Annotated in this window: 10 protein-coding genes; 3 read left to right on the forward strand and 7 right to left on the reverse strand. The window is 36.5% G+C overall.

Annotation, left to right across the window (positions count from 1 at the left end; translation table 11 throughout):
• Nucleotides 1-141: 141 nt before the first annotated feature.
• The 7 genes from MKY37_RS08835 to MKY37_RS08865 form a co-directional block, all read right to left on the reverse strand.
• Nucleotides 142-3,294 (reverse strand): DEAD/DEAH box helicase, encoded by a 3,153-nt coding sequence (locus tag MKY37_RS08835; protein WP_340776087.1) that lies wholly within the window; start codon nt 3,292-3,294, stop codon nt 142-144.
• Between the two features lie 523 nt (nt 3,295-3,817).
• On the reverse strand, nt 3,818-5,176 hold the full coding sequence (gene larC / locus MKY37_RS08840; RefSeq protein WP_340776089.1) for a nickel pincer cofactor biosynthesis protein LarC: 1,359 nt from the start codon (nt 5,174-5,176) through the stop codon (nt 3,818-3,820).
• The gene (gene larB, locus MKY37_RS08845; protein ID WP_340776091.1) at nt 5,157-5,852 is read right to left on the reverse strand and encodes a nickel pincer cofactor biosynthesis protein LarB; all 696 of its coding nucleotides are present in this window, start codon (nt 5,850-5,852) and stop codon (nt 5,157-5,159) included. Before larB ends, larC begins: the two co-directional genes overlap by 20 nt.
• Nucleotides 5,853-5,986: 134 nt before the next feature.
• Nucleotides 5,987-6,820, reverse strand: a complete 834-nt coding sequence (gene larE / locus MKY37_RS08850; protein WP_340776093.1) for an ATP-dependent sacrificial sulfur transferase LarE — start codon at nt 6,818-6,820, stop codon at nt 5,987-5,989.
• Between the two features lie 32 nt (nt 6,821-6,852).
• Complete coding sequence (gene larA / locus MKY37_RS08855) at nt 6,853-8,136, reverse strand: nickel-dependent lactate racemase (RefSeq protein WP_340776095.1); 1,284 nt, start codon at nt 8,134-8,136, stop codon at nt 6,853-6,855.
• Nucleotides 8,137-8,243: 107 nt separating this feature from the next.
• Entirely contained in the window at nt 8,244-9,374 is a 1,131-nt protein-coding gene (locus MKY37_RS08860) for a 2-keto-3-deoxygluconate permease (RefSeq protein WP_340776097.1), read from the reverse strand.
• Complete coding sequence (locus MKY37_RS08865; protein WP_340776099.1) at nt 9,371-10,531, reverse strand: glycerate kinase; 1,161 nt, start codon at nt 10,529-10,531, stop codon at nt 9,371-9,373. The genes MKY37_RS08860 and MKY37_RS08865 overlap by 4 nt, the downstream gene beginning before the upstream one ends.
• A gap of 143 nt (nt 10,532-10,674) precedes the next feature.
• Here MKY37_RS08865 and MKY37_RS08870 point away from each other — a divergent pair, with 143 nt between their 5' ends.
• The 3 genes from MKY37_RS08870 to MKY37_RS08880 all read left to right on the forward strand — a co-directional run bounded on the left by MKY37_RS08870 (nt 10,675) and on the right by MKY37_RS08880 (nt 12,887).
• Nucleotides 10,675-11,775: a CdaR family transcriptional regulator gene (locus MKY37_RS08870; RefSeq protein ID WP_340776101.1), complete on the forward strand. Its 1,101-nt coding sequence runs from the start codon at nt 10,675-10,677 to the stop codon at nt 11,773-11,775.
• 264 nt (nt 11,776-12,039) lie between these two features.
• Entirely contained in the window at nt 12,040-12,513 is a 474-nt protein-coding gene (locus MKY37_RS08875) for a general stress protein (protein ID WP_340776104.1), read from the forward strand.
• A 200-nt stretch (nt 12,514-12,713) separates the two neighbouring features.
• Nucleotides 12,714-12,887 carry a hypothetical protein gene (locus tag MKY37_RS08880; protein ID WP_340776107.1) on the forward strand — a complete coding sequence of 58 codons (174 nt, stop codon included), beginning with the start codon at nt 12,714-12,716 and terminating at the stop codon, nt 12,885-12,887.
• Nucleotides 12,888-12,992 lie beyond the last annotated feature (105 nt).

Here is a 12,992-nt window from a genome sequence, read left to right on the forward strand (position 1 = left end):
GAAAAAAGTTAGCCTACTTCAACAATTTACGTATTCTATAATCAAAACTGATATAAATAGAACAAATAGATATGCATTAACAAAAAAAGTCCAAGATAAACGATATACGCTTAACTTGAACCATACTTCTATTTAAGGTAACTATTCAATCATCAATATTTCTTTTATATCCTCTTCTGTCATTGTGGACAATGTGTCCTGCCCCGAGTGAATAACTTCATCAATAAGGCTTTTCTTTTTATGTTGCAGCTGAGTAATTTTCTCTTCGATGGTGCCCTTTGCTATTAAACGAATGACGTGTACTTCATTTTCTTGACCCATCCGGTGAGCTCTATCTGCAGCTTGCTGCTCCACTGCCGGATTCCACCATAGGTCGTATAGAATAACTGTATCTGCTCCAGTCAGATTCAACCCAGTCCCTCCTGCTTTTAAGGAAATTAGAAATAGATTCTCTTCTCCATTGTTAAAGCGATCACATAATTCTACTCGTTCTTCAGATGAGGTTTGACCGTCTAGATAAAAATAAGGGGTCCCCTCTCGTATAAGTCTCCCTCTAATAATACCTAGCATCTGTGTAAACTGTGAAAAAATGAGCACTCTTCTCCCCGATATACGGCTTTCTTCTAAGAGTTCCATCAACTGTTCAAATTTAGCTGAGCTTCCTTTATACCCTTCTACGAAAAGGGCTGGATGGCAACATAGCTGGCGAAGTCGTGTTAATCCGGCCAATATTCTTATGCGGTTTCTTTGAAGATTACCTTTTTTCAAATGCTTCAGTGCGTCCTGTTTAAGTTCAGCCAAGTAAGCAGCATATAACGTTTTTTGTTCCAGTTGTAATTCGGAATAGAGCATCGTTTCTGTCTTCTCTGGTAATTCCTTAAGCACGTCCTGTTTCATCCGACGCAATATAAACGGTCTTACCCGTTTCGCAATATTTTCACGGCTTAATTCACTAAAAGCTCTTCTACCAGGCAATAGTTCTGGAAACACTACATGGAATATTGACCAAAGCTCGTCTAATGCATTCTCGATTGGAGTCCCTGTTAAGGCAAATCGATATTCTGCTTTGATCATCTTTACCGCTTTTGCTGTTTTAGTTCCTGGGTTTTTGAATGCCTGCGCTTCGTCTAGGAACAATGTATGAAAGAGGTGATTTCGGTATAGTTCTGTATCCATTCGAAGCGTTGGATACGAAGTAATTATTACATCAGCATGTGAAGTCTGTTTCCACAAATCACTTCTTTTTGTTTTGTTGCCATCTATCACTTGGACTTGAATATGTGGCGTGAATTTTTTTAGCTCATTCCTCCAATTGTATAAGAGCGAGGCAGGGCATACGATCAACACCGGTAAATTTCGTGTACGTACATCCGGAAGTACAGATTCAATGAATGTAATACTTTGAAGCGTTTTACCAAGTCCCATGTCATCGGCTAGGATGCCACCAAATTTATATTTTGCTAGTAGTTGAAACCATCGAAATCCTACTTTTTGATAGTCTCTAAGTACCCCATCTAGAGGGGTTGAACCATCTAATTCTAGGTTTTCAGGGTCGTGTAAGTTTTTCATAAGCTTGGCAAAATTTTGACCAGGCTCCACAAGTTCACTTTGATCCAAAGATTCAATCATTTGCATTCCTTTTATTAATGGGATACGAATTTCATCCTCAATTGTATCAGTAGTAATTCCCATATCGATGATAAAACTAGATAGAGCTTGGTATTCAGGTGTTTCAAGTGAGACTAAGTTACCACCAGGAATACGATAATATTTTCGTTTTTCTTCAATGGAAGCCATCAATCGCTGGATTTCCTTCTCTGGAATCTCTTTTAGATCAAACTTAAACTCTAACCAATCTGTGCGTTCCTTCACTTCCACTCTTATCCTCGGACCAATATATCCTCTTTGTACACGCATTTTAACTGCTGTCGAGGCATATATTTGAACCCACTTTTCCAGGCTAGATAGCACATGATATAAAAAGTGATATTCTGCCTCTTCGTCGAATAAGTAAAATCCCCCTGGAGTTTGAGTAAATCCACTCTCCAATAGTACATCGATAATCTGTTGTTCCTTATTGAGGTGACGTCTAATACCAGGATAATGCATAACATCTGACTCTAACTCCTCACAAGGGTTGAGAACAAGATGTCCATAATGGAATTCAAGCCCTGCAAGTATTCGATGCTTGACTCGGTCTAAAAATAACTTAACCCGAAGTGGAGTTTCACCGATTCTTTTTGAAATAGATTCTGCTATATGTACATGGCCAAGTTTCATAAGTCCAGGTATAGTTTTCTCCATAAAAAGATCTATTTGACTCTCCGAAATGACCAATTCATGTTTTCCAGACTGATCGAGCATTTCTTTTAATTCTGCCAGTCGAATGCAATCAGCTGGGTGAAGTTTATACAGAATTCCTTCTGAAAATGCAAAACTATATCCTTTGAAAACAATTACTCGGTCAAGTCCCTCCACATTTAGCTGGTAATTGGTCTTCTTTGTTTCATCAAAGGCAAAACGAAGAGGCAGATCTTTTCCAAGCTGTACTCCATCGTACAATTTTTCTTCGTGTTTGAATCGAACTAACGGTGCTTTTGTTAATAAAGGAAGTAGCTGATCCCAATCCGATGCTGAAATGACTAAAGTATCTATTTGGACAACTTGCTCATGCTGCCCTTTTATCAATAGCTGAAGAACTGCATCAGTTTCTTTTGAGAAGCTATAAATTTCCTGTGCATAATACTGCCCCGGGGCATATTCAAACGGCTCTTTTTTCTCAATATTACGAAGAAAACTCTTCACGTTGAAAATACTATGCAAAGTATTTAAACCTACTTTTAAATGAATTCCGATTCCATTGTCCTCACCTTCCATTAACGGTAATGGACGGCATATAAATTCGACATGTAGCGTTTGTCTTTTATCAAAATGTAGTTGCTTCGCTGTAGGATGCACAGATCTATTTTCAAACAAATCAAGCATTCTTGATGCCAAACGTTCCTCTATTTCCTTTTCTTCTACTACAAATAGCACTGCTGCAATATGCTGACAGTACGTTTTGACAAATCCTATAGGCGGGCAAGTACAAGTAGCTCCAACCTTCCCATCATAATCTGCTACTACCATAACTTCAACATCATCGCCTGCATGTACAGTGGCTTTTATGACCGAATCATCTGGTTGAAAAGAATGCACCTGTACTTTTCCCGCTTGATAATAGGATTTACCTTTTTTAAAAGCTGTAACCCCGCATAATTTCTTTATTTTTGCTTCATTCATCGAAAAATTCATATTATAGTCCTTTCTCGATTACTGTTAGGTATCTCATTTCTTGTGCTGCTAGGATATATTTTAGCATGTTTTACCTTAAAGTATGAAATAAGGTGAAGGGCAATCAATAATTTCCTATACATATTATTTTTCAATGCTATGAAGAAAATCCTCTACCTGAGAAACAACCGTACCCGTACTGCATATAAATTGGACATGTAGCATTTATTATTCATCTAAAAAATTTAATTTAGCTTTTGAAATTTCAAATGATTGGGCTATATCTACCCTAGCATCGGTCTATTATTTTCATCAAACCTCATTAACTCTTGGTATAACAGGGTATCAATATTAGTTTCTTTCAAAATTGTATTTAACCCAGAAATCTCATTATCAGATTATCAGAAGCATATGTAAGTTGAATTTCTTTTACATTAGAAATGACACTATCGTTATTCCCCCCCGAAATAACGATGGACGCCACTATTAATACTCTTATTATGGGTTACAAAAAAGCACTGGTAACCCAGTGCTTTTTTAATATTTACAATTGTTCTTTAGCGGCTTCCTGGGCGGCTAAATAAATATCTAATAATGGCATATTACTTTGAAGAGCTGCTTGTTTTACATCCTCGTATTCAGGGGAAACCTTTATAACTTTACCTTCAAGACTACCAATTTTGACGACAATTTTTCCGTATATCGTTTCAATCGTTTTAAACTCTCGTGTTAATATTCTTCGAGACCATTCCGACCTTCTAACACCAAATGTACTTGTCTCACGTAATAAAAGTTCTTCTAAAACGGATGCTTTTTCCTCTTTTGTCAGGATCGTAATTAATATACCTGGTCTGCTTTTTTTCATAGAAACTGGAGTAAAATAAACATCTAAAGCTCCTTGTTCCAATATTTTTTCCATCACATAACCGAGTGCCTCACCAGTTGAATCATCCAGCTGACATTCTAAAACCACTATTTTTTCTCTATCATTATTTTCTATATTATTGAAAAGAATTGCTCTTAAAACATTTGGATGTTCAAAATCTTTTTTTCCTGCTCCATATCCAATATTTTCTATTGCAAACGGAGGCATGTGAGTATATTCACTTGCCAAAGCTTTCAAAAATCCAGCTCCTGTGGGTGTTGTTAACTCTCCCTGAACATGAAAGTCGGCCAAAGGAACTCCCTTCAATAGTTCAGCTGTAGCTGGAGCAGGAATTGGATAAAGTCCATGTGCTATCATTATTTTCCCATGCCCTGTCGGTACTGGTGATGCCATAACCTTGGAAACGTTCAAACTTTCAAGTGCTAAACAAACACCAATTATATCGATGATTGAATCCATTGCGCCAACCTCATGAAAATGCACCTCGTTCGGATCCATCCCATGAACCTTTCCTTCGGCTTCTGCAATTGCTTGAAAAACAGCTAAACTTCTGTCTTTCACTCGAATAGGTAGTTTACTATTTTTAATCATGTCTAAGATTGTGGAAGCTTTTCTATGGGAGTGATGGTGATGTTCATCGTGAGTATGACTATGTACGTGACTATGAGTATGGTCATGTTGATGGCTATGCTTGTGCTCGTGTGTGTGACCATGCTCTTGACTATGCGTGTGCTCGTGTGTGTGACCATGCTCATGATTATGCGTGTGCTCGTGTGTGTGATCATGCTCTTGACTATGCGAATGTTCTTTAAAAGGTATTTCATCAAATTGTAGGTCTAATAGTTTTGAAGAAATACCTCTTTTATCAACTTGTTTTACACTTAACGTAAATGGATCAATTGGGAGTTCTTCTAACTGCTTCCTAATATAGTTAATATCCGCTCCCAAATCAATCAATGCAGAAAGTGTCATATCACCTGAGATTCCCGATTGGCAATCAAGATATAATAACTTCATTATTTACCCCCTCTGAAGCAAGTTTTAGAATAAGCGTAGCTTGGTACCCTGCACCAAATCCATTATCGATGTTCACCACACTCATCCCTGAAGCACAAGAAGAGAGCATAGCAAGTAATGGTGTTAACCCTTGAAGATGTGCACCATATCCGACGGAAGTTGGTACCGCTATTACTGGTCTCTGAACTAACCCTCCAACTACACTTGGAAGTGCACCTTCCATTCCAGCTACAACGATTAGCACACTAGCCTTTTGGATTTCGTCACGATAGGCAAGTAATCTATCAATACCAGCGACTCCAACGTCATATAATCTATTTACCTTGCAGCCCATCCATGTCGCTGTAATCGCTGCCTCTTCTGCTACAAATAGGTCTGAGGTTCCTGCACATAACACCATAACCTCACCACCAAATTGTTGTGTTGGAGCACCATATAGTAAAATACGGCTCGTGGCATCGTATTTAGCTAAAGGGAATACTTCCATGAGGGCTTGACCTTTCTCTTTATCAACTCTTGTAACCATCACTTTTCCATGTTCCTCAATTAACTTAGACATGATAATTTTGATTTGCTCGGTTGTTTTTCCCTCGCCATAAATAACCTCTGGAAAGCCTTGCCGTTTCTCTCTATCAAAATCTACTTTACTAAACCCCAAATCTTCAAAACTCTCCATTTCTTCACCTTCTTCTTAAACATAGTTACATTAACGTTACACGTTTATACTTTGATTCCCAATAAAGAAGCGAATCTAATCTGCGTAAAGAAAAGATTCACTTCTCTTAGTATTGGACACATTGTAGAGTTTTATTAATTACCTTCTGCCTTCAATAAATCAGCTGGTAAGACCTCGTTCATACTTCCAGTGCGATATCCAAATATATCTACCGACACATAACTAAACCCGAGTGATGTTAATTTTAACTGGATTCTATCTCTATGTTTTAACAATCCAATAATATCCTCTGGCCTTACTTCAATACGAGCAACATTATCATGATAGCGTACACGAACCATGTTAAACCCAAGTTCTGTAATGAATTTTTCTGCTTGATTCACTTGTTCAATTTTACGTTTATCTAATCTTATTCCATAAGGAATTCTGGACGCAAGACTACAAGACGCTGGTTTATTCCATACTGGAAGGTCAAGTTCTTTAGACAATTCACGGACTTCTTGCTTATAGAAACCAGCTTCCTGCAATACACTGCGTGCCCCTGCTTCAGTTCTCGCTCTTAATCCTGGGCGAAAATCGGATAAATCATCCATTATCATACCGTCTAGAACATAGTCATAATTTAATTTTTTAGCAAGTTGGTTTAAATGTGAATACAATAATTTCTTGCTATAGTACCAGCTATCAGGTGTATTCGCTGCAATTTCTTCTTCTTCTAATTCTTTAATTTCAGTCTCATGAACTACTGCTCCCATTTTTTTCCCTAGTTGCACAGCACCATCAAACTCTTCTTTACGAAATAGCTCAGATCCAACTACGACTGCAAGAACATTGGAAGTTCCTAACACTTGTTGTGCTCTTTTTAAAACTAATGTACTATCAACTCCACCAGAAAAAGCTACAATAACTCTATTCATACTAGATAGTATTTCACCTAGCTTTTCATTTTTCTCTATTGTTTTATTCATTTTTCAACCTCATCTCATTTTGTTTAGATAGTCTAGATATCAGTCGCTAATACTTGTTCCTCGACATATGGAATAGTTAATGGCCCAAGTGGAAGTATGGCTATTGTCATATTTTCACCATACTTTTGCTTTAAATCTTCTAGTGTTTGCTCAATATTATGAGTTGGTTTCAACATTGTCCCCAAAACTTGTTCATCTTTTAACTTCGAATATACATACACCTCAGCCCAAACCTGTATTACCGCTTGTTTTTGTACTTGCCATTGGTCAAACAGTTTGAAGTCAGGATTATTAATCAAATCAAGTAAAGCTTGTGGTGAATCTGCCATTTCAAAAATCTTAGAATAATTTCCATGATCAGGAAGTCCATCTGAACATTCAGATGCAATAATAATAGATCCTCCCTCTTTCACAATTTTATGCGCTGCACTCATTCCTTTTACTGCTTGATAAAGATTTTGGTCAAGCGGATAACCGGAGTTTGAAGTAATAACTACATCAAAACGCTCCTCACAACGGAACATAGTGTGTTCTTTTGCAAACTCGCACCCCTTATCATGTGCTTCATATAACTCTCCTGCAAAAACTTCCGTAATTCCTTTTTCGCGATTGAGCGTGACATTCAGCATGAAATTAGGTTTACATAAGGCATTTATTTCACGAGTCATATCCTGAACGGGATTATTAATCATATTTCCCCAAGTTGCAAGGGGATCACCTATCATTCTAGCGTTATGAAAAGTCATAATTGTTTCAATTCCGGCGATTCCAGGCATAATTCCTTTGGGTCCCCCAGAAAAGCCAGCGAAAAAGTGAGGTTCAATAAAGCCTGTTACAATACGAAAATCTGATTCCACATATTCTTTATTTAAATATACATCACAGCCAAATTTGCTATGACCAAGATTTACAAGCGTCTCTTTTTCATGACAGTTATTATTAATAATTCTGATGTTATCAACAACCCATTCACCAAGCATTTGAATAAACTCTTCTCTTGTTTGATCTCGATGCGTTCCAGTTCCATTGATAATCACAAAATTCTCCAAAGGTACATGGCTCAATTCCTCAATTAATAATGGTACTAATATATGATTGGGAGTAGGTCTAGTAATATCGCTAATTACAATAGATACAGTATCTGTAGATTTTACAGATTCCTTTAGCGGCAATGCGCCAATTGGATTTCTTAATGCTCGTCTAACTGCCTCTTTTTCATTCTCTAATGTAGGCAAGTTTTTAGGTTCGATGATAAAAGAGTTATCTGGAAAATCTATTGAAATACCATCTTTTCCATAGAGTAATTCTGTGATCATTCTGAATACCCCACTTTTCTGATAATTTATAATTCTATTTAAAGATATCACTTATCCAGCCTGAATGTTAGTGAGATAAGTGATTTAGTAATTAATAAGTCAATGTCTTAGTTACTTAATACCTCTTTACTACTTTTCTTTTTTTTCTTATTTCCTACTTCTATATCTTCTGCAGTCCCAATAATCCCTCTTTTTCTTTGATATCTATCCATCAAGATTACTCCAAGCGGACACAGTAGAGAGGTGGTTATTGTGGATATAGAAATCTGAGCTGTAGCAATCGGAACAACACTTTGTAACATTTCAAAATCCACTGCGCTCATCGCCCCTGTACCCAATGCTACTGATGCTGCAGCTAATACCGCAGCAGGTGTTGCTACTGCATTTCCTGCTGTTGATGCTTCCGCAATTGGAGCAATATAACTCTTTTCACCAGATAGTTTAAATACAAGAATTCCAATCCCACCCGTAAGGAAAAATGTTAAAAGAGCAATGACTAATCCTCCTGCTAAAACATCAGGATTTAAGAAATTCGCTAAATTCATCCCCGCTCCTAATGCAAATGCAAAAAATGGAATTGTTAACGACTCGCCCGGTTTTAAAAATTCGCGGATTTTGGGATCAAGGTTTCCTAAAAGCATTCCAATACCAATCGGCAATAACACTGCGACAAAAGCAATGATTGGTAATGTTGTCCCTAAAAGTCCTAAAGAAACCAATGTCAAGAAAGGTCCATCATTAATAGCTAATATTGATAATCCACCCACATCTGATCTGTTACCATACTGTCCAGTTAAAGCCGCATACATTCCACTGTTACTATTAGTCATCGCCGCAATAATTGCTAAAGTGGAAAGTCCTAGTATTCCTGTCCAAGGATCAAAAATAAATCCGAATGCCATACCTACTGCAAGTCCAGTAAAATATTTTGTACTAGTTAACAGTACTCCCTTTTTCAACGCTCTTCCGCCTACTCTTAAATTCATTTGGCTTCCTACACAAAATAAGAATAATGCAATAAGAACTAATGCACTATCTTTAAATAATTCTTGTGAAAATCCACCAATTCTTAAAAATTCATAGTGACCAGCATCTGTTGGTGCAGTTCCTAACATTTTTAAAAAGTTCATAACTACTGGAATGTGCATTTGATCAATTGTGTTAAGTGTAGCCCCCAATAAAAGTGGAACTACCATCATGCCACCTGGTACTTTTTCAACAGTATCTTTAATATTCAAATTAATAACCTCCCTTTTTCATTTACACTTTTATAGAAATAAGATCGAACAACTTGTTCAGCGCATGAAGTTAGTAACCCTTCTGCATTATCAACTGCTTCTTTTAACGTCATTGGCCTATTTATAATGCTATTTATACTTACAACACCATGATCATAAAGAGCCTCAATGTCCTCCCCTATAGATCCAGCTATAATAATGGTTGGAACATTATTACTTTTTGCTAGTTGAGCGACTCCTAACGCAGTTTTTCCAAATATTGTTTGACTATCAACTTTTCCTTCTCCTGTAATAACTAAATCAGCATTTTCCAATTCATCTTCTAGTTTAGTGTACTCAAGTACTACATCTACTCCACGTTTCATCTCAATTGGAAAGAATGCTTGAAATGCTCCTCCTATTCCACCTGCTGCACCAGCACCCGGCTGATTATGAAGTTCAATTCCTGTGGTTTTAGCAATCTCATCCGCCCAAACAAGCATATTACTATCCAAGAAATTAACCTCTTCTACTGAGGCGCCTTTTTGAGGTCCAAAAACATGAGAAGCTCCTTGTAGACCAACTAATGGATTTTGAACGTCAGAAGCAATGATAAATCTACTTTTACTAATTCTTTTATCAAAAGAATTTATGTCAATACGATTAACCTTACTTAACTCTCCTCCTCCCCAGCTAATCTCATTTCCTTGTTCATCCAAAAGATGCATTCCCAGTGCCTGTAACATTCCACTTCCTCCATCATTTGTTGCAGAACCACCCAAACCAATAATGAAAGTAGTGAAACCATCATTAAGAGCTTGTAAGATCAACTCTCCTGTACCATACGTAGTTGCTTCTAGAGGACAAAGCTCTCCTTCAGGTACTAGCTGTAGTCCAGATGCAGAAGCCATTTCAATAACACAGGTTTCTCCGTCTCCTAGTACTCCATATGCTGCTTCTATTTGATTGCCTAGAGGCCCAATTACAAGTACCTTTCTTATTTCCCCCCCTGTTGCTGCGACTAAAGTTTCCATTGTACCTTCACCACCATCACCAACAGGGAGTAATATAGTTTCAGCATCACTAAACACTTTTTTTATGCCTCTGTCTATGGAACTTGCTGCTTCAACTGCGCTTAAACTCCCTTTAAATGAATCTGGGGCAATAATAATTCTCATAAAATTCTCCTCCTGAAAACGGTTACATCTTGTATTCAAAATTATATGAATCTTAACTCAATTAGTCTATAGTTGTACCATACAGAAATATATATATAAAACTGCTAATTTTTGTTTACTTTGACTAAAGGATGAGGGAATCTATGCATATGCTAACCAAAACAATGGCCAATGAAATTGTGAAAGAGACTTCTAAAAGGTTAAATCGCAACGTTAATATCATGAACATGGAAGGTAAGATCATTGCAACGCAAGATAAATCTAGAATAGGCTCTATTCATAAAGGAGCAATGGAAGTTCTAAAAAACAAAAAAACACTTACTATTCACATGAATGAAAAAGAAAATTGGGATGGTGCCCAACCTGGTATTAATCTGCCAATTGTCTTCCTGGAGCAAGTCATAGGTGTTATCGGTATAACTGGGGATCCTAATGAGATGGGTAGTATTGGAGAAATGGTTAAAATGACTACTGAACTGATGATTAGACAAGAATTTATGGACTCGCAAATGGAATGGAAACAACGAACTAAAGAAACTATTATTGAACAACTGCTGAACAGACATACTTCGGTTAATGGAAGTATAGATCAAAGTCTTAGTTTACTAGGTTTGAATCTTACGGCACCCTTCACGACAATTATTATTCAGATAACAGAAAGGTCTGTGCCAAACCGAACATTAATTCAAGACATAGAAGAAATAATTGGCGTCAAAAACGGAATTGTTAGTTTTATGAATGTTAACCGGATTTTCATAACTATTTTTGGCATAGAAGAAAAAGAAATTCAATCTAATATAGAATCTATTAATCACCTATTTAAATCATTAAATGTAATTTCAAGAATGGCATATAGTCTTCCTTTTAGTACGCTAGATAAATTCAACCAATCTTATAAAGAATGCGAGTTGACTTTAAAAATTAGCGATTTAGAGAGTGACATCGTTTCATTTGCCCAAATTGAAGCAAAATCATTAATCTATCAGGTTGATGATTTTGTGGCAAAACGTTTTTCTCAGAGAGTATTAAAAAATTTCAATGCAGACAAAGCAAATACACTAGAGGCTTTTTTTGTTAACAACCTAAATATCCAAAAAACAGCAGATGATTTGTACCTCCACAGGAATACGTTAATTTATCGTTTGAATAAGATTTTAGATGAGACGGGGTATGATGCTAGGAATTTCAATGATTCCTTAATTTTACAGGTAGCTTTATGGATATTCCAAAAAGGAGAAACTTGACTGAACTTCAATTCTTTATTCTCTTTCTTCAGTTATGACTATATAACTTTAGTAAGACATACGGTGTTTTGCATTATCATCGACTGGCTCAACTGTTTTCCGCAATTCAATGCACCTTTAAAAGTACAAAATTTTATCAATATAGCATACAAAAAAGCTATTTCATTTAAAAATGCATTACGTCATTATCATTACAAAGTTTTAAGTGTTCTTTAAAGGGGAATAATTAAAACAAGAAAATTATTAATCAGGAGGGAACTAAACATGGCAGATAAAAAATTTGTGGGATCTTTTCTAACAGAACAGGAAGTACTAGACAAAATTAGAGAACTAAAACTGGAAGGTTACGTTGAAGACGATATTTATGTCGTAACAAATAACAAGGAATCGCTTTCGATCGTTCGCGGACAAACAGATGTGGAGCTAGAATCGGTTGGAGACAACTGGTTAGACAAATTTAAGGCGTTCCTAACAGGGGATGAGCCTGTCCGTGCTGCTTTTAGCCAAATGGGATTTACAGATGAGGATTCGCATCGCTATTATAATGAAGTGAAAAGCGGAGGCATTCTCCTATATGTGGATAAAAATTACGGCACAATTTACGATGAATATGCGAAAAACCAGTCTGATTCTTCTTATGAGGGAACAGAGATGGGGTATACTGGAGAATCAATCCGTGCAGGAGATGTGGAAAATCGATTAAATCAATATCCATTAAGTGACCGTGGTGAGCATTGATTTACTTTAACACATCCGGACTAAAGGAGTGATTCACTATAAAATTATTATTTACTGCACTTTTAGGAATATCCTTATTAGCAGGTTGTGCTGATGAAGCATCCAATCAAACAGGAACAGAAGAGTTACCTATAGTAAAGGAAGAAAATGAAACATTAAATGACCTTCCCGAGTATGATTTATTAGCTAAATATATTGATTTGTCTACGTATGATGCGGATGTGGAAAGCGATAATAATGGAACACGCGTCATTTTCTTTGAGAATGAAGAAGGACAGAAAGATTATAAGAGTGTATTCGTAAAAGAAGCCAACCATTTAAAGCTTGTTAGCTTAGATAATGATGGATTAATTTACGATGATGTAATTCAATAACTAAAAATACCCCAAACATGAGCTATAACCGTTTGGGGATTTTATTTATTCGAAATATTCTTATTCCCTCTCCTCGTTTTTCTAAGTACTTAATGTTAAAATTAG

Source organism: Psychrobacillus sp. FSL K6-2836, assembly GCF_038003085.1.
Classification (GTDB): Bacteria; Bacillota; Bacilli; order Bacillales_A; family Planococcaceae; genus Psychrobacillus.

Bases quoted from the DNA above. Each gene is read 5' to 3' on its own strand.
- MKY37_RS08835 (WP_340776087.1), bottom strand. From the start codon at position 3,294: ATGAATTTTTCGATGAATGAAGCAAAAATAAAGAAATTATGCGGGGTT.
- larC (WP_340776089.1), bottom strand. From the start codon at position 5,176: ATGAAGTTATTATATCTTGATTGCCAATCGGGAATCTCAGGTGATATG.
- larB (WP_340776091.1), bottom strand. From the start codon at position 5,852: ATGGAGAGTTTTGAAGATTTGGGGTTTAGTAAAGTAGATTTTGATAGA.
- larE (WP_340776093.1), bottom strand. From the start codon at position 6,820: ATGAATAAAACAATAGAGAAAAATGAAAAGCTAGGTGAAATACTATCT.
- larA (WP_340776095.1), bottom strand. From the start codon at position 8,136: ATGATCACAGAATTACTCTATGGAAAAGATGGTATTTCAATAGATTTT.
- MKY37_RS08865 (WP_340776099.1), bottom strand. From the start codon at position 10,531: ATGAGAATTATTATTGCCCCAGATTCATTTAAAGGGAGTTTAAGCGCA.
- MKY37_RS08870 (WP_340776101.1), top strand. From the start codon at position 10,675: ATGCATATGCTAACCAAAACAATGGCCAATGAAATTGTGAAAGAGACT.
- MKY37_RS08875 (WP_340776104.1), top strand. From the start codon at position 12,040: ATGGCAGATAAAAAATTTGTGGGATCTTTTCTAACAGAACAGGAAGTA.